This window comes from Serratia sp. LTN-2 (genome assembly GCF_059740205.1).
In genome coordinates this window covers 206094-224018 of sequence record NZ_JCAXDO010000006.1, presented here as the reverse complement: position 1 = coordinate 224018, position 17925 = coordinate 206094, and the positions used below count along the sequence as shown (strand labels likewise).

At 61.7% G+C, this 17925-nt stretch carries 15 protein-coding genes; 6 read left to right on the top strand and 9 right to left on the bottom strand.

From position 1 onward, the window contains the following. Positions 1-14: 14 nt before the first annotated feature. Genes glpC through glpA form a run of 3 tightly spaced genes read right to left on the bottom strand, consistent with a single transcriptional unit; the run spans position 15 to position 4118 of the window. Positions 15-1214, bottom strand: a complete 1200-nt coding sequence (gene glpC, locus AC6BYQ_RS14530) for an anaerobic glycerol-3-phosphate dehydrogenase subunit GlpC (RefSeq protein ID WP_019452528.1) — start codon at positions 1212-1214, stop codon at positions 15-17. Further along, entirely contained in the window at positions 1211-2479 is a 1269-nt protein-coding gene (glpB, locus tag AC6BYQ_RS14525) for a glycerol-3-phosphate dehydrogenase subunit GlpB (protein ID WP_019452529.1), read from the bottom strand. Before glpB ends, glpC begins: the two co-directional genes overlap by 4 nt. Beyond that, positions 2469-4118: an anaerobic glycerol-3-phosphate dehydrogenase subunit A gene (glpA, locus tag AC6BYQ_RS14520; protein ID WP_197668128.1), complete on the bottom strand. Its 1650-nt coding sequence runs from the start codon at positions 4116-4118 to the stop codon at positions 2469-2471. Before glpA ends, glpB begins: the two co-directional genes overlap by 11 nt. A 364-nt stretch (positions 4119-4482) precedes the next feature. Here glpA and glpT point away from each other — a divergent pair, with 364 nt between their 5' ends. Together glpT and glpQ are read left to right on the top strand one after the other, a co-directional pair. After that, complete coding sequence (gene glpT / locus AC6BYQ_RS14515; protein WP_004934295.1) at positions 4483-5838, top strand: glycerol-3-phosphate transporter; 1356 nt, start codon at positions 4483-4485, stop codon at positions 5836-5838. Positions 5839-5920: 82 nt separating this feature from the next. After that, entirely contained in the window at positions 5921-7000 is a 1080-nt protein-coding gene (gene glpQ, locus AC6BYQ_RS14510; protein ID WP_019452531.1) for a glycerophosphodiester phosphodiesterase, read from the top strand. A gap of 32 nt (positions 7001-7032) precedes the next feature. On the opposite strand, the gene yigL is transcribed toward glpQ, so the two are convergent. Beyond that, entirely contained in the window at positions 7033-7830 is a 798-nt protein-coding gene (gene yigL / locus AC6BYQ_RS14505) for a sugar/pyridoxal phosphate phosphatase YigL (protein WP_019452532.1), read from the bottom strand. Between the two features lie 4 nt (positions 7831-7834). Beyond that, positions 7835-8878: a lysophospholipase L2 gene (gene pldB, locus AC6BYQ_RS14500; RefSeq protein ID WP_498057085.1), complete on the bottom strand. Its 1044-nt coding sequence runs from the start codon at positions 8876-8878 to the stop codon at positions 7835-7837. A gap of 147 nt (positions 8879-9025) precedes the next feature. Here pldB and rhtB point away from each other — a divergent pair, with 147 nt between their 5' ends. Next, the gene (gene rhtB, locus AC6BYQ_RS14495; protein WP_019452534.1) at positions 9026-9646 is read left to right on the top strand and encodes a homoserine/homoserine lactone efflux protein; all 621 of its coding nucleotides are present in this window, start codon (positions 9026-9028) and stop codon (positions 9644-9646) included. A 48-nt stretch (positions 9647-9694) separates the two neighbouring features. On the opposite strand, the gene rhtC is transcribed toward rhtB, so the two are convergent. Then, on the bottom strand, positions 9695-10315 hold the full coding sequence (gene rhtC, locus AC6BYQ_RS14490) for a threonine export protein RhtC (RefSeq protein WP_004934276.1): 621 nt from the start codon (positions 10313-10315) through the stop codon (positions 9695-9697). A gap of 12 nt (positions 10316-10327) precedes the next feature. Next, positions 10328-12160: an ATP-dependent DNA helicase RecQ gene (gene recQ, locus AC6BYQ_RS14485; RefSeq protein WP_025160391.1), complete on the bottom strand. Its 1833-nt coding sequence runs from the start codon at positions 12158-12160 to the stop codon at positions 10328-10330. A gap of 199 nt (positions 12161-12359) precedes the next feature. Here recQ and AC6BYQ_RS14480 point away from each other — a divergent pair, with 199 nt between their 5' ends. Then, entirely contained in the window at positions 12360-12830 is a 471-nt protein-coding gene (locus AC6BYQ_RS14480; RefSeq protein WP_019452536.1) for a thioesterase family protein, read from the top strand. Positions 12831-12896: 66 nt separating this feature from the next. After that, positions 12897-13784: an EamA family transporter RarD gene (gene rarD / locus AC6BYQ_RS14475; protein WP_019452537.1), complete on the top strand. Its 888-nt coding sequence runs from the start codon at positions 12897-12899 to the stop codon at positions 13782-13784. Positions 13785-13800: 16 nt separating this feature from the next. Here rarD and corA read toward each other — a convergent pair whose 3' ends face one another. Beyond that, positions 13801-14751: a magnesium/cobalt transporter CorA gene (gene corA, locus AC6BYQ_RS14470; protein ID WP_004934262.1), complete on the bottom strand. Its 951-nt coding sequence runs from the start codon at positions 14749-14751 to the stop codon at positions 13801-13803. A gap of 455 nt (positions 14752-15206) precedes the next feature. On the opposite strand from corA, the gene AC6BYQ_RS14465 reads away from it, so the two are divergent. After that, the gene (locus AC6BYQ_RS14465) at positions 15207-15680 is read left to right on the top strand and encodes a WbuC family cupin fold metalloprotein (RefSeq protein ID WP_025160392.1); all 474 of its coding nucleotides are present in this window, start codon (positions 15207-15209) and stop codon (positions 15678-15680) included. A 45-nt stretch (positions 15681-15725) separates the two neighbouring features. Here the strand turns inward: AC6BYQ_RS14465 and uvrD are convergent, their stop codons facing one another. Continuing rightward, complete coding sequence (gene uvrD, locus AC6BYQ_RS14460; RefSeq protein ID WP_019452539.1) at positions 15726-17888, bottom strand: DNA helicase II; 2163 nt, start codon at positions 17886-17888, stop codon at positions 15726-15728. Between the last annotated feature and the right edge of the window lie 37 nt (positions 17889-17925).

The window sequence follows — 17925 nt, the reverse complement described above, 5'->3', positions numbered from 1 at the left end:
CCGGCCCTTGAACGTTAGGCCAGCGCCTGCGCCAGCAGGGTGATCGGATGCTCGCAGCGCTTGCTGGTGGACATTTCGATCTGCCACTTGCAGGTCTCGCAATCGGTCACCACCAGATCCACCCCGCTCTCTTCTATCTGCCGGAACAGCGGCGCGCCGATGCCTTGCGACGTGGCATAGTTCTCCGACTTGAACCCGTAGGTGCCGGCGATGCCGCAGCACTGCGAATCCAGCACCACCAGCTCCAGCCCAGGTATCTGGCGCAACAACTCCAGGGTGTAGGCGGTCCAGCCCATTTTCTCCATATGGCAAGGCGTGTGGTAAGCCACCCGCAGCGGCGTGTGCTGCAGCGGCAGGCTGCGCCCCTGATTGATCAGGCGATAGAGATAGCGCGTCGCCAGCTCTACCCGATCGCGCACCGGGGTGGTGTCCACGTCCAGCAAATGGGGGTATTCGTCACGCAGGGTGAAGGTGCAGCTCGATGAGGTCGCCACCACCGGAATACCGCGCTCCAGCACCGTTTCCTGCAGCGATTCGGCGTTGACTCTGGCCTGCTTTTTCGCCTGCTCGATAAACCCGTTGGCGATCAGCGGCACGCCGCAGCATTTCTCGCGCTTCAGCAACTGTACGCCGATATCCAGCGCGTTGAACACTCGGATCAAATCCTTGCCCAGCTGCGGGTGGTTGTAGTTGACGAAGCAGCCGTGGAAGAACGCCACCTGCTCGGCGTAACGCTGCTGGGCCTGCGCCTGTTGCCGGTACCAGCGGCGGAAGGTGCCGAACGAATACTTCGGCAGTTCGCGACGATGATCGATCTTCAGCGCCTTGTCCAACAGCTTGCGCACCGGTTTCAGCCCGGTGGCGGCGTTGACGATCGGCGCAAACGGCGTCGACAGCGATCCCATGATGTCGGTATGGCTAAGGATGGCGTCGCGCAGCGTCGGTTTGCTCTGGGCGAAGTCGGCACGGGCGCGTTGAATGATGTCGCCGATTTTGACGTCCGATGGGCAGGCCACTTCGCAGCGCTTGCAGTTGGTGCAGTATTTCAGCGCTTCGTCATACAGCGCCGGGTCTTTCAGCCGCAGCCGTTCGCCGTCCGGCCCCGCCTGTTTCGGCCCCGGGTAGAGCGGGTTAACTTTGGCGACCGGGCAGTAGGTGGTGCAAACGGTGCATTTGATGCAGCTTTCAAAGCTGTGGTCCTGATGCAGGCTCATGCGTTCTCCTCCGCGGCGATCTGCTGCGCGACGTGCAGCGCCCCGATCAATGACACGCCGGCGCCGCAGCCCTGCTGCAGCGGATCGTAACCGCCGGCGACCGCGCCGATGGCGTACAGATTGTCGAACGGCATCCCCTGTTTCATCGCCCGCAGCCTGCCGTCGGTGCGCACGCCGAACTGCAGATAAGGCTGCGGCGCGAACAGTTCGCGTTGGCTCCAGTCGGCGCGATCCGCGCGGCTGTGCACGTCCAGCCCGAAGATAGGCTCACGCACCCGGTCGAACTCCGCTACCAACCCGTTGCTGAAGAAGCTGCCGCTGGCCAGCACCACCTGCTGCGCCCGCAGCGGAATATCGCCATGGTTGCGGGTGTACAGGCCGGTGACGCAGCCGGCTTCGCACTCGGCGCGCACTACGCTGTCACCCGGCATGAAAACGCCACCCAGCTGCTGGAGACGCCGCCGCAGCGCCTGATGCAAGCGCATGCCGGGCACCGAAGGCGGCAACGTCGGCAGCAGTCGGATCGGCTTGCCGACCGCATCCTGCAGCACCGCCAGCGACGCATCATCCTCCAGGCCCAGACAGGCCGGCAGGAAGAGCGCCTCGGCCTCACCCGCCAGCCGCCGCAGCTCTTCGGCCATCGGCGGCAGGCTTTCCATCAAATCCAGTACCCGGGCGATGTTCACCGCGCGGAACTCACTGGGGTTATTGCGCAATCGGTCCAGCGCCGGCACGTGCAGATAGGCTACGTCCGTCTGCACGCCGAGCTCCCGGCTTAAGGAGTCGGCAGCCATCTGCGGCTGGAAGTCGAGGAACCCTTCGATGCCGATCACCGCGATGCGCCGCCAGGGCAACTGGCCGGTCAGCGGCAGCGTCGGGATCGCCTGCGGGCTGAGCCAGGTGGCGCGGCGCGTGCCGAGCGGCGTAATGCGCAGATGGTTTTTGGTCCCCTCACCCTGCAGGTTCAGCCCGCAGCGTTCCAGCAGCCGTTGCGCGGCGGCGGACAGCGCCGCCACCCGGCCGGGGCCAATCAGAGAATACGGATGCTGCGGCGCCTGCTGCGCCAGCTGCGGCAACGCCGCCAACGGCATCTCGACCGGCGTGCCGTCCGGCAATCTCGCCAACAGGTCGAGCGAACCGGAGGAGAAGTAGAGCGCGCTCTGGCCAGAACTGACCACCGCGCAGCGCTTGCCCTGCTCGGCCACGGCAATGGCGCAGCTCAGGCCCGCCAGGCCGCCGCCAATCACCACTACGTCAAATCGCATCATCCGCCTCCTGCCCCTTGTCGGCCTGGGCCTCAAGCCCGCATAACCCTTGATAAACCCAACTGGTAAATTCGCTCTCGCGCAGCGCATCGCCCCAGGCGATCGGCCGAACGCCTTTCCATCGTTCGTTGAGGAACTGCGACAGCTGCGCGATGGACTGCTGCGGCGTGCTGACGTTAAAGCGCGTCAACAGCCCGGCGGCGCGACAGGCGCAGAGTTCCCCCTGGCAGGTGCCCATGCCGACGCGGGTGCGGCGGCGCAGATCCACCAGGTTATTGACGGTCAGCGAATTGACCGCATAGCGCACTTCCCCGGCGGTCACCGCCTCGCACTCGCACACCAGACTGGTGTCGAGCCGATCGGCCGCCGGCACCTGGCTGGCGCGATCCCCGTGCCGGTAAATCGCCGAACCGCGGATACTGGCGGGCAGTGCAACCACGCTGCGCACCGTTTCCTCCGCCGACTGACGGGATCCCGGCAACGCGTCCTGCGCGGTGGTGCACGGGCTGTTTACCCCGAGCTTTTCACACACCTTGTCGGTGGCCCACTCCGCCATCAGGCGGTAGGTCATCAGCTTGCCGCCGGTGATGGTGATAAACCCTTCCAGCCCGTCGCGGGCGGCGTGATCGAGCAGCACGATGCCGCGGCTGACGTTGCGCCCGCTGGGATCGTCGTCGCTGGCCACCAGCGGCCGCACCCCGGCATAGGCGCGCAAAATGCGGGTCTGCGCCAGGGTGGGTGCCAGCAGCGCCCCTTCGCGGATCAGAATGTCCACCTCCTGCGGGGTCACCAGCATGTTGTCAATTTGGTCGTAGTCGATATGGGTCGAGGTGGTGCCGATCAGCGAGATGGTGTCGCCCGGCACCAGGATGTCGGCGTCCGCCGGTTTGCGGCAGCGGTTGATCACCATGTTGTTGATGCGATGGCCGAGGATCAGCAGCGCCCCCTTGGCCGGGAACATGCGGATGCGCAAATCGGCGTATTCGGCGATCTGCTGGCCCCAGATGCCGGCGGCGTTGACCACCACCGACGCGTGCAGCTCATAGCGCCGCTGACTCTGATGGTCGTAAACGCGCACGCCTGTCACCCGATCGCCGCTGCGCAACAATCCCACCACCTGGTGGTAGGTCAGGATCTGCGCGCCGTGTTCGCGCGCGTCCAACATGTTGGCGGCGGTCAGCCGGAAGGGATCGACGGTGCCGTCCGGCACGCGCACTGCGCCGATCAGCGCGGGGTTAGCCGCCGGCTCCAGCCGCAGCGCCAGCTGCGGGTCGATCGCTTCGGCGTCGATGTCGGCCTGGCGACAGGCGGCGATAAACTGTTGCTGATACTCCAGCGAGTCCTGCGGCAGGGTGATGAACAGCCCATCGGTGCGCTCGATACAGTGATGCGCGATGCGTTTCAGGATGCGGTTCTCTTCGATGCACTCGCGCGCCGACTCGCCGTCAGTCACCGCATAGCGCGCGCCGCTGTGCAGCAAGCCGTGGTTGCGGCCGGTGGCGCCGGTGGCGATGTCATGACGCTCCAGCAAAATGCAGCGCAAGCCGCGCCGCGCACAATCGCGGGCAATGCCTGCGCCGGTGGCGCCGCCGCCGATGATGATCACATCCGTTTCGCCGCCGTCAAAATAGCTGCTCATTTCGCTCCCTCAGGATCGGTAGTTATGAGCCTATTGAGCCACGGTTATTAGGGTCTTTGTTTGATAAGGAACAAGAACGAACATGAAACGAAATAAAAATGTCCACAAAAAACCATCAATGTGATCATAATCACGATTTTTGGACGTTTTTCTATTTCATAACGTTAACGAATCGCTCAAAATCCGCCGTGGTTTCATGAAAGTGTAACAATTGCGCCATTCGTCACAGCGACACCAGGCGTATTTGATGACAATGGCGCTCGTTATGGAACACAAAAACACCACATTCGATATCCGCTCAATCATCAAATGAACGTAAAAGGTCATATTGATGTGATAACAGATAAAGCCATCGGAGGCGCTCATGTTGAGTATTTTTAAGCCGGCCGCACACATCGCCCGTGTGCCGAGCGATAAGGTAGACCCGCTCTACCGTAAGCTGCGCTGGCAAATTTTCCTGGGGATCTTCTTCGGTTACGCCGCTTACTATCTGGTGCGTAAGAACTTCACCCTGGCCATGCCTTACCTGATCGAACAAGGCTTCAGCCGCGGTGACCTCGGCTTCGCGCTGTCGGGCATCTCCATCGCCTACGGCTTCTCCAAATTCATCATGGGCTCGGTCTCCGACCGATCCAACCCGCGGGTATTCTTGCCAGCCGGCCTGATCCTGGCGGCGGCGGTAATGCTGTTCATGGGCTTCGTGCCGTGGGCAACCTCCAGCATCGCCATCATGTTCGTCCTGCTGTTCCTGTGCGGCTGGTTCCAGGGCATGGGTTGGCCGCCGTGCGGCCGCACCATGGTGCACTGGTGGTCGCAGAAAGAACGCGGCGGCATCGTTTCCATCTGGAACTGCGCCCACAACGTGGGTGGCGGCCTGCCGCCGCTGCTGTTCCTGCTGGGTATGGCCTGGTTCAACGACTGGCACGCGGCGCTGTACATGCCGGCCTTCGGCGCCATCCTGGTGGCCCTGATCGCCTTCGCCCTGATGCGCGACACTCCGCAATCCTGCGGCCTGCCGCCGATTGAAGAGTACAAAAACGACTATCCGGACGACTACAGCGAAAAAGACGAAGAAGAGCTGACCGCCAAGCAGATCTTCATGCAGTACATCCTGCCGAACAAGCTGCTGTGGTACATCGCGGTCGCCAACGTGTTCGTCTACCTGCTGCGTTACGGCATTCTGGACTGGTCGCCGACCTACCTGAAAGAAGTGAAGCACTTCGCGCTGGACAAGTCTTCCTGGGCCTACTTCCTGTATGAGTACGCCGGTATTCCGGGCACTCTGCTGTGCGGCTGGATGTCGGACAAGGTGTTCAAAGGCAACCGCGGCGCCACCGGCGTGTTCTTCATGACGCTGGTGACCATCGCCACCGTGGTGTTCTGGATGAACCCGGCCGGCAACCCGACCGTGGACATGATCTGTATGCTGGTCATCGGCTTCCTGATCTACGGCCCGGTCATGCTGATCGGCCTGCATGCGCTGGAGCTGGCGCCGAAGAAAGCCGCCGGCACCGCCGCGGGCTTCACCGGCCTGTTCGGCTACCTGGGCGGCTCGGTTGCGGCCAGCGCCATCGTCGGTTACACCGTGGACTTCTTCGGTTGGGACGGCGGCTTCATGGTGATGATCGGCGGCGGCGTGCTGGCGGTTATCCTGCTGCTGCTGACCATGCTGAACGAGAAGAAACATCACGCGGAAATCGCTGCCGGCAAGCGCGGCTAACCGTCACACGACTTTTGCATGATTTAAAGGCCGCCCTGCGGCCTTTTTACTACCCTGCCCCCAACAACACGGAGAAAACGGAATGCGGACTCAAGTCAAAGCCCTGCTGACAGGGATCATTCTCGCCACCTCAATGGTCAGCGCCGCGCAGGCGGCGGACAAAGTGGTGATCGCCCACCGCGGCGCCAGCGGCTACCTGCCGGAACACACCCTGCCGGCGAAGGCGATGGCCTATGCGCAGGGCGCCGATTACCTCGAGCAAGACCTGGTGATGACCAAAGACAACGAGCTGGTGGTGCTGCACGACCACTACCTCGATCGCGTCACCGACGTCGCCGAACGCTTCCCGGATCGCGCGCGTAAAGACGGCCGCTACTACGCCATCGACTTTACGCTGGCGGAGATCAAATCGCTGAAGTTCACCGAAGGTTTTGAAATCGAAAACGGCAAGAAGGTGCAGGGCTACCCTGGCCGCTTCCCGATGGGCAAATCCGACTTCCGCGTACACACCTTCCAGGAAGAGATCGAGTTCGTGCAGGGTCTGAACCACTCGACCGGCAAAAACATCGGCATCTACCCTGAAATCAAGGCGCCGTGGTTCCATAAGCAGGAAGGCAAAGACATCTCCAGCAAAGTGCTGGCGGTGCTCAAGCAGTACGGCTACACCGGCAAGAACGACAACGTCTACCTGCAGTGCTTCGACGCCAACGAGCTCAAACGCATCAAGAACGAGCTGGAGCCGAAGCTGGGCATGGATCTGAAGCTGGTGCAGCTGATCGCCTATAACGACTGGCAGGAAACCTACGAGCAGAAAGCCGACGGCAAGTGGGTGGAATACGACTACGACTGGATGTTCAAGCCGGGCGCGATGAAGAAAATCGCGCAGTATGCCGACGGCATCGGGCCGGACTACCACATGCTGGTGGTAGCGGATAAATCCAAGCCGGGCCACATCGTGCTGACCGACATGGTGAAAGAAGCGCACGCCAGCAAGCTGGCGGTGCATCCGTTCACCATTCGCGCCGATGCGCTGCCGAAGTACGTGACCGACGTGAATCAGCTGTATGACGTGATTTACAACCAGGCCGGCGTTGACGGCGTGTTCACCGACTTCCCGGACAAGGGCGTGCAGTTCCTGCAGAAGCAGGGCCAGCACAAATAATGCCAAGGGCGCCGCAAGGCGCCCTTGTTATTTCAGAGGAACATTTTGCGCAGGTAGTGCGGCACCGCGTTGTCGACGTTGGAGCCGATCACCTCCAGCTCAGGCAGCATATCCTTCAGGCGCTGATGCGCGTCGCGCATGATGCAGCCTTTGCCGGCCATCGACAGCATCTCCAGATCGTTCATGCCGTCGCCGAAGGCGATGCACTCTTGCAGGGTATAGCCGATGATCTTGGCCACTTCTTCCAGCGCATGCCCTTTCGACACGCCGCCCGCCATCACTTCCAGGCAGGTCGGGAACGAGAAGCTGACGTTGACCCGATCGCCCCAGCGCGCGTTGATGGCGTCTTCCACCTGCAGCAACCGCTCATGGTCTTCACAGGTGAAGTAAACCTTGCAGACGCCGTCGGTTTCCAGCAGGCCCGGTTCGAACAGTTGATATTTGAACACCGACTCCTGGAAGAACTCTTCCTGCTCCGGGCTCTCGCGGTTGATGAACCAGTCATCGTTACGGTAGACGTTGGTGGTGATCTCCGGATCGTCGTGCAGCATGCCGTACAGATCGCGGGCGATATCCCCATCCAGGTTATGGCTGAAGATCAGCTCGCCGGCGGTATTGTGCACCCGCGCGCCGTTGGAGGTGATCATAAAGGCGCTGATCTCCAGGCTGTCGCGGATCTGCGCCACGTCGATATGGTGGCGGCCGGTGGCGAACACGAAATGCACGCCGCGCTGGGTCAGCAACTTCAGCGTTTCTTTGGCGTACGGCGACAGGGTATGGTCGGGAGACAGCAGCGTGCCATCTAAATCGGAAGCGACGACGTGATACATAGCGTTATGTTCTAACCTCTGATGGAGTTGTCGGCGGCAGCGCACCGCCTAAGTGTTGAGCAAAGAAGCGCAGAATTGCGTTCAGTGCTTCGGCGCGCATCGCGTCCCGCTCGAACAGGATCTCATGGCGTGCGCCGTTGATAACCAACGGGAGCTCCCCTTCGCAAGGGCGCCCCGCGTCTGACAGAGCCTGACAAAAAGCCTGGTGCGAACGGTTGTCGACTACCCGTTCCTCACCGGCTTGCAAAAGCAACAGCGGCGTTGTTATCTCCCCGGCCTGCACGATAATCTGCCGGCCGGCACGAATGCTCTCCCGCACCCAATGGTAGGTCGGCCCGCCCACCTGCAGCTCGGGGTAATCGGCGTAATAGCGCAGGCTGCGCCGGTAGCGCTCGCGGCTGTGGGTCAACACGTTGACCACATAGGGCAGCGGACGCCACTGGCCGGTGCCCACCGCGTAATAGTCGCGGATCGCCGGGTGCGCCTCCGCCCAGTCGAGAATGCGGTCGGCGAGCCAGCCCGGCATCGGCAACTGAATGCCGAACATCGGCGCGCAAAACGCCGCCGCGTCGAACGCCTGCGGCCGACGCTGCAGGAACCGCGCCAAGATCGCGCCGCCCATCGAATGCGCCAGCGCGAAGCGCTGCCGGTAACCGCGCGATTCGACCTCGCGCAGCCAAAGCTGCTCGAAATCGTCCACGTAGTCGTCGAAGTTTACCACATGACCGCGGTGCGTATCCGCCAGTAAACGCCCGGAGCGCCCCTGCCCGCGATGATCGACGATCACCACGTCGTAGCCGCAGTGGAACAGGTCGTAGGCCACCTCAGGGTATTTCACGTAGCTTTCGATGCGGCCGGGGCTGACCACCACCACCCGCTGATGCCGCGCGGAGCTGAAGCGCACAAAGCGGATCGGCACGCCGTCCACGCCGCTGAACTCGCCTTCTTCGCGCTGCCGCCAGAAGTCCAGCAGCGGCCCGGTGGCGAAGGCGGCGAACTGCGTTTCACGCGTTAACCAGTCATCGGAGCTGAGAGTGAACGAGGTCATCGAGAGCGTTTTCCCTGTGGGGCCGGCGGAAAATGTGACCGCTGGCACAAGAAATCATACTAGCGTATTGTGATTCAATTCTTACAAAAAACGGCGCCGCCTCGGCGCATTGTGGCACAAAACGACACTTTCAGGGAGCCGAGAACCATGACCTTGGACTGGTGGTTAACCTACCTGCTGACCACGCTTATCCTCAGCCTGTCCCCCGGCTCAGGCGCCATCAACACCATGAGCACCGGCATCAGCCACGGCTATCGCGGCGCCGCCGCGTCGATCGCCGGGCTGCAGGTCGGGCTGAGCGCGCACATCGTGCTGGTGGGCATCGGCCTCGGCGCGCTGATTTCTCAATCGCTGCTGGCGTTCGAGCTGCTGAAATGGCTGGGTGCCGCCTACCTGGTATGGCTCGGCATCCAGCAGTGGCGCGCCGCCGGCGCGCTGGATCTGCATGCGCTGGCGGGCAGCATGCCGCGCCGCCGTCTGTTCCGCCGCGCGGTGCTGGTCAACCTAACCAACCCGAAAAGCATCGTGTTTCTCGCCGCGCTGTTCCCGCAGTTCATTCTGCCCAATCAACCGCAGGCCGAGCAGTATCTGGTGCTCGGCGTCACTACCGTGATAGTGGATATTCTGGTGATGATCGGTTACGCCACCCTGGCGACGCGCATCGCCGGCTGGCTGAAGACCCCGCGCCAGATGCAGCTGCTCAACCGGCTGTTCGGTTCGCTGTTCATTCTGGTGGCCGGCCTGCTGGCGACCGCACGCAAAGCCTGACAAAAAAGGCCGGGCATCGCTGCTCGGCCTTCGACGTTTCACTGCCGGTTAACGGGTAAAGATCAGGTGTAACCCGAAGCCGGTGAACAGCACGCCCGCCACCCCGTCGATCCACTTGGCCAACCGCTGATAACCGCGGCGCATCGCCGGCAGCGCGAACACCACCGCCACCAGGCTGAACCAGACGAAGGTCTCGGCGACGATCAGCAGGAACAGCCCCCAGCGCGCCCCGGCACCGACGCTGTCGCCGACGAACAGCGAGAACACGCTGCCGAAATAGATCACCGCTTTCGGGTTGGACAGATTGGTCAGGAAGCCGCGAATAAAGCTGCGTCCGGCCTTCGGCAACGCCACCTGGGCCTCCGCTGCCGGCTGCGCTTGCTGCGCCCGCGCGGAACGCAGCAGTTGCCACCCCATCCAGCACAGGTACATCCCGCCGCCGACCATGATGATCTGATGCAGCCAGGCCATTTTCTGCAGGATCAGGTGCAGCCCCATCAAGGCCACGCCGGCCCACACCACGATGCCGAGCGAAATGCCGACCACGCCCATCATCGCCTCACGGCGCGAACGGCTGGCGGCGGTTTGCGACACGAAAAAGAAGTCCGGCCCCGGACTCATCAGCGCAATCAGATGTACCAGCGCCACGGTGAGAAACAGCATCAGCATGATTTATCGCCCTCAGTCTTCGTCATTGTCGAGATGGTCGCGGATCATCGCCATAAAGGGCGCGCCGAAACGCTCCAGTTTGCGCTGGCCGACGCCGTTGACGCTCAGCAGATCGCCGGCCTTGATCGGCATTTGTTCGGCCATTTCCAGCAGCGTGGCGTCGTTGAACACCACGTAAGGCGGAATGTTTTCTTCGTCGGCGATCGATTTGCGCAGTTTGCGCAACTTGGCGAACAGCTTGCGATCGTAATTGCCGCCGTAGGATTTCTGGTTGGCGCTGCTGCGCGACTTCAGGCTCTGAATGCGCGGCACCGCCAGCTGCAGCGCCACCTCGCCACGCAATACCGGGCGCGCCGCCTCGGTCAATTGCAGCGCCGAGTGCATGGCGATGTTCTGGGTGATAAAGCCCAGGTGGATCAGCTGACGCAGCACGCTGGTCCAGTGTTCGGTGGTCTGATCGCGGCCGATGCCGTACACCGGCAGCTTGTCGTGACCGTATTCGCGAATGCGTTGGTTGTTGGAGCCGCGCAGCACTTCCACAATGTACCCCAGGCCGAAGCGCTGGCCGACGCGATACACGCAGGACAGCGCCTTGCGCGCGTCCTCCAGCCCGTCGTAGCGCTTGGGCGGATCGAGGCAGATATCGCAGTTGCCGCAGTTCTCGTGTTTGCCTTCGCCGAAGTAGTTGAGCAGTACCAGACGACGACAGGTTTGCGCCTCGGCGAACGCGCCCATGGCGTTCAGCTTGTGGCGTTCGATGTCCAATTGCTGCCCGGCGGGTTTCTCCTCCAGACAGCGGCGCAGCCAGGCCATGTCGGCCGGATCGTACAGCAGGATGGCTTCGGCCGGCAGGCCGTCGCGCCCGGCGCGGCCGGTCTCCTGATAATAGGATTCGATATTGCGCGGGATGTCGAAGTGCACCACGAAGCGCACGTTGGGTTTGTTGATGCCCATGCCGAAGGCGACGGTGGCCACCACCACCTGCAGATCGTCACGCTGGAACGCCTCTTGCACCTGCGCGCGGCGATCGTTGTCCAGCCCGGCGTGATAGGCGCCGACGCTCAGCCCACGGCTTTGCAGACGCGCGGCGGTGTCTTCCACCTTGGCGCGGCTGTTGCAATAGATAATGCCGCTCTTGCCGCGCTGATCCTGCACGAAGCGCCACAACTGATCGAGCGGTTTGAATTTTTCCACCAGCGTGTAGCGGATGTTCGGCCGGTCGAAGCTACTGACCTGCACCAACGGATCCTGCAGCGACAGCAGGCGCACGATGTCGCCGCGCGTGGCCTCGTCGGCGGTGGCGGTCAACGCGATCACCGGCATCGACGGGAAGCGTTGTTTCAGCTGACCCAGCGCACGGTATTCCGGCCGGAAGTCATGGCCCCACTGCGAAATGCAGTGCGCCTCATCCACCGCCAGCATCGCCGGCGGGCAGTGATCGAGCAGATTGAGGAAGCTTTCCATCATCAGCCGTTCCGGCGCGATGTACAGCATCTTGATGGTGCCGTTGCGGCAACCGGCCATGACCTCCAGCTGCTCTTCGCGGGTTTGCGTCGAGTTGTAGCAGGCGGCGGAGACGCCGTAGGCCAACAGCTGATCGACCTGGTCTTTCATCAGCGAAATCAGCGGAGAAACGACCAGCGTCAGGCCGTCCATCACCAGCGCCGGGATTTGGTAACACAACGACTTGCCGCCGCCGGTCGGCATCACCACCAGGCAATCCTGCCCGCCGATCGCGGCATTGATAATCGTTTGCTGCCCCGGACGGAATTGCTGGTAACCGAAGGTATCGCGCAATACCTGCTCGGCCAGCAACTCTCTGTTAATCACTGCTGCGGTTGACACACACTTCCCCATTTTTTCATCGGTACACACCCACCGGGTATGATTACATAATATCGTTCAGCATGACACCGACGCGCGTGCGACTCTTTTGCCGAAACAGGCTGGAAAGCAACAAAGGTTAAGCATAAAATCAACATGACATTAACCTGGACTGACCAGTTACCCCCCTTAAAACGCAAAAGAAAAACGGAAACATGCTATGTCGACCACACCTCTCACCCTGGAAACCGCCCGCCAGAAGATCGGCGAAATCTTTGTTTATCACATGCCGTTCAACCGCGAGCTCGGCCTGGAACTGCGCCGCTTCGACGATGACTACGTCGAACTGAGCTTCACCAACCAACGCAAGCTGGTGGGCAACGCCGCGCAGGAGATTCTGCACGGCGGCGTGATCGCCGCGGTGCTCGACGTCGCCGCCGGGATGGCCTGCGCCGGCGGCGTGCTGACGCGCCTGGAACCGCTGATCGAAGAAGAGATAGCTGCCAAGCTGTCGCGCATGGGCACCATCGATCTGCGCGTCGATTACCTGCGCCCCGGCCGCGGCGAGCACTTCGTGGCCACTGCACATGTGCTGCGCAGCGGCAATAAGGTCGCCGTCGCGCGCGTAGAACTTCATAACCACGACGGTCTGCATATCGCCACCGCTACCGCCACCTATCTGGTCGGCTGATGATTGTGCGCGGTGAGCGTCTTCAGTACACTCACCGCATCTTAAGTTCCCACCCAGAGTGACGTCATGGACGCAAAGCAAACGCGTCAGGGCATTTTCTTCGCCCTGGCCGCCTATTTTATGTGGGGCATCGCCCCGGCCTATTTCAAACTGATTCAGCAAGTGCCCGCCGATGAGATCCTCACTCACCGGATCATCTGGTCGTTTTTCTTCATGCTGGCGCTGATCACGCTGGGCCGCAACTGGCCGAAAGTGCGCGCCGCCTGCCAAAACCGCAAACGGCTGCTGCTGCTGGCGCTCACCGCGCTGCTGATCGGCGGCAACTGGCTGCTGTTTATCTGGGCGGTGAACAACCACCATATGCTGGAAGCCAGCCTGGGCTACTTCATCAACCCGCTGGTTAACGTGCTGTTGGGGATGCTGTTTCTCGGCGAGCGTTTCCGCCGCATGCAGTGGGTGGCGGTGGCGCTGGCGTTCACCGGGGTGCTGGTGCAACTCTGGCAGTTCGGCTCGTTGCCGATCATCGGCCTGGGGCTGGCGTTCAGCTTCGCCTTCTACGGCCTGCTGCGCAAGAAAATCGCCATCGACGCCCAGACCGGCATGCTGATCGAAACGCTGTGGCTGCTGCCGGTGGCGGCGGCCTACCTGTTCCTGTTCGCCGACAGCCCTACCAGCCATCTGAGCGCCAACCCGTGGTCGCTGAACCTGCTGCTGGTCGCCGCCGGCATCGTCACCACCGTACCGCTGCTGTGCTTCACCGCGGCGGCCACCCGGCTGCGTCTGTCAACGCTCGGCTTCTTCCAGTACCTCGGCCCGACCTTGATGTTCCTGCTGGCGGTTACTTTCTACGGTGAAACCGTCGGCCAGGACAAACTGGTGACCTTCGGCTTTATCTGGGCGGCGCTGATCCTGTTCACCCTCGACGCGCTCTACACCCAGCGCAAGCTGCGCTGAGCCCGGCGCCGCCGGGTTACAGCCAGTTCTTGCGCTTGAAGTACAGGTAAGGGGCCAGGCCGGCCAGGATCATTAGCGTGATGGCCCCCGGGTAGCCGAACGACCATTTCAGCTCCGGCATGAATTCGAAGTTCATGCCGTAGCTGGAGGCCACCAGCGTAGGTGGCAGGAACACCACCGACACCACCGAGAAGATCTTGATGATGCGGTTCTGTTCGATATTGATGAAGCCCATCGCCGCCTGCATCAGGAAGTTCACCTTCTGGAACAGCGATTCGTTGTGCGGCAGCAGGGATTCGATGTCGCGCAGCACTTCACGCGCCTGCTCCAACTGGCCGGTCGGCAGACGCGCCTTGCGCACCAGGAAGTTGAGCGCGCGCTGGGTATCCATCAGACACAAACGCACCTTCCAGCCGATATCCTCCAGTTCCGCCAGCGTCGACAACGCGGCGTCGTATTCATCGCCCTGATGCCCTTCCATGATCACCCGGCTGAGCTGTTCCAGGTCGCTGTAGATGTTCTCAATCTCGTCCGCCAGCTGTTCAATCTTGGTTTCAAACAGATCCAGCAGCAGTTCGTAGGCGTTGCCTTCGAGCATGGTCTGATTGCGGGCGCGCATGCGGTACAAGCGAAACGCAGGCAGTTCGCGCTCGCGCAGGGTATACAGGCGGCCGTCGCGGATGGTGAACGCCACCGTGGAGTTGCCGGCGTGATCTTCCGCATCTTCAAAGTAGAAGAAGGAGTGGATATGCAGACCGTCTTCGTCTTCGAAGAAACGGGCGGAGGCTTCGATGTCGTCCAGCTCGGGACGCGTCGCCAGGCTTTGTCCCAGCTCATTCTGCACGCGCTCGCGCTCGCCCTCTTCCGGCTCGACCAGATCAACCCACAGCGATGAAGTGAGATCATCTGAGTCGTCCAGTTCCAGGCGGGACAAGCGGCGGTTATCTAATTTAAAAGCGCTCAGCATGTGCCAAAACTCCGTGAAGGTAACGGGTGCGGACAACGCGTTGAAGCACAGAAACAGAGGGGATACGTATCACCGATTTGTTTCAGACCATGAAGAGATCTGACTCATAGCGACACTTTGCGGGGTCGCCGACAACCACGAAGGCTATCAGCAAAAACGGAGAGCCTTAGAAGTTATACCTGCGGCGCAGGTCAGTGAGCCAGTATCTACTGGGTGTGTCCAAGGCGTCTGTCCTCAATGATAATAGTGCGCGCATGTTACGCCGAGAGGAAAAAGCCTGTCAACACGTTAGGAGGGATAATTGCGCAACAAATCATCACGATGATCAATAGCAAAAATCGCGCTTAACCTGGGGTAAACCGTGCTGAAAAAGTCGCGGCGATCGCTTACCGCCAACGAGAATGTTGCTAAGATGACATCACCCTAATGGTACGACAAGCATGCGGATTTAAATGATGAAACAGATTACCGCCCATGAACTGACCGCGATGAGCGAACAGGCCGCCAGCGTGGCCCGCCTGCGCGCGCACCGCACCTTACACGAAGAGCTGAGCGACCCGGTGCAACGCCTGGCGATCGCCATGGAACCCGGCACCTATATCCGCCCGCACCGCCACCCGCAAACCTGGGAACTGCTGACGCCGCTGCGCGGCCGTTTTGTCGTGTTGCAGTTCAACGATGACGGCGTCGTGACGCAGCGCACCCTGCTCGGTGAAGAGACCAAAGTGCTGGAAATGCCGGCATTTACCTGGCATGCAGTGCTGTCGGTCGATGCCGGCGGCGTGGTGTTCGAAGTGAAGCAGGGCCCTTATCAGGCGCTGACGGAAGAGGACTGCATGCAATGGGCGCCGCAGGAAGGCGGCGAAGGCACCGAAGCGGTGATGCGCTGGTATGCCACCGCGCAGGTCGGCGATCGCTACCCTCACTGATCATGAACGATTGCAGGGGCCTGCCCCTGCAACTTCCCTCTCTCTTTATACCGTTTCCAGGCGAGCGTAGGCCGCCACCAGCCACTTGATGCCCTCACCCGGGAAAGCGATCTGCAGCCGGCTGTGCTCGCCGCTGCCCTCCAGATTGACGATGGTGCCTTCGCCAAACTTGGGATGGCGCACGCGCTGGCCCAGCTTGTAACCGGTGTCGTTCTCGCTGATCGGCGTGCCCATGCGGCGGTGATTGACCGGGCGGGATACGCTGGCGCGCAGGCGCACTTCTTCCACGCACTCTTCCGGCAGCTCGCCGATAAAGCGCGACGGCCGGTGATACACCTCTTTGCCGTACAAACGGCGCGTTTCGGCATAGGTCAGCGTCAGTTTCTGCATGGCGCGCGTTACGCCCACATAGGCCAGGCGGCGCTCCTCTTCCAACCGGCCGCCTTCATCCAGCGACATCTGGCTCGGGAACATGCCTTCTTCCATGCCGACGATAAACACCAGCGGGAACTCCAGGCCCTTGGCGGAGTGCAGGGTCATCAACTGCACCGCGTCCTGATAGGCGTCGGCCTGGCCTTCGCCCGCCTCCAGCGCCGCATGCGACAGGAACGCCTGCAGCGGCATCAGATCCTGATCTTCTTCCTGATAGCTGAACTGGCGCGTCGCCGTCACCAGTTCCTCAAGGTTTTCGATGCGCGCCTGCCCCTTTTCACCCTTTTCCTGCTCATACATGATGAACAGCCCGGAATCGCGGATCACCCGGTCGGTCTGCACATGCAGCGGCATGTCAGCGGTTTCATGCGCCAGCGACTCCACCAGTTCGATAAAACGCTGCAGCGCGGACGCGGCGCGGCCGGCCAACACCTTGTCCTGCATCAGCTCGCGTGTCGCCTGCCACAGCGTCAGCTGGCGATCGCGCGCCGCCTGGCGCACCACGTCGAGAGTGCGATCGCCGATGCCCCGCGTCGGGGTGTTGACCACGCGCTCAAAGGCCGCATCATCGTTGCGGTTGGAGATAAGACGCAGGTAAGCCAGCGCGTCCTTGATTTCCTGGCGTTCGAAGAAACGCTGGCCGCCGTAGATGCGGTACGGCATCGCCGTCTGCAGCAGCGCCTCTTCCAGCACGCGCGACTGGGCGTTGCTGCGGTACAAGATGGCGCAGTCGTTCAGCGCGCCGCCGTTGTCTTGCCAGGTCTTGATGCGATTGACCACAAAGCGCGCTTCGTCGAGCTCGTTGAAGGCGCAGTAGATGGAAATTGGTTCGCCTTCGCCGCCTTCGGTCCACAGGTTTTTACCCATGCGCCCGTCGTTGTTGGCGATCAGGGTATTGGCCGCTTTCAGGATGTTGCTGGTGGAACGGTAGTTCTGCTCCAGGCGGATGGTTTCCGCGCCGGGGAAATCCTTCAGGAAGCGCTGGATGTTTTCCACCTGCGCGCCGCGCCAGCCGTAGATTGACTGGTCGTCGTCGCCGACGATCATCACGTTGCTGTTGCCGCCCGCCAGCAGGCGGATCCAGGCGTACTGGATGCTGTTGGTATCCTGGAATTCGTCCACCAGTATGTTGGTGAAACGTTCGCGGTAATGATTGAGGATATGCGGCTTGTTCAGCCACAGTTCATGCGCGCGCAGCAGCAGCTCGGCGAAATCCACCAGCCCGGCGCGATCGCAGGCTTCCTGATAGGCCTGGTAGATGCGCAACCAGGTGGCCTCCACCGGGTTGTTGTAGGTCTCGACGTGCTGCGGCCGCAGGCCTTCGTCTTTCTTGCCGTTGATGTACCACATCGCCTGACGCGGCGGCCACTGCTTCTCGTCGACGTTCAGCGCCTTGATGATGCGCTTGAGCAGCCGCAGCTGGTCATCGCTGTCGAGGATCTGGAAATCCTGCGGCAGGTTGGCCTCCAGATGGTGGGCGCGCAGCAGGCGATGCGCCAGACCGTGGAAGGTGCCGATCCACATGCCGCCCTGGCTGGTACCGATCAGATGTTCGATACGATGGCGCATTTCCGCCGCCGCCTTGTTGGTGAAGGTCACCGCCATGATCGAATACGGCGAGCAGTTCTCCACCGACAGCAGCCAGGCGATGCGATGCACCAGCACCCGCGTCTTGCCGCTGCCCGCCCCGGCCAGAACCAACAGGTTGCTGCGCGGCGCCGCCACGGCTTCACGTTGTTTTTCATTCAGGCTATCGAGCAGATCGGAGACGTCCATAGGCACCACTAATGGTTAAGGAAAAACCCGCTGGCGA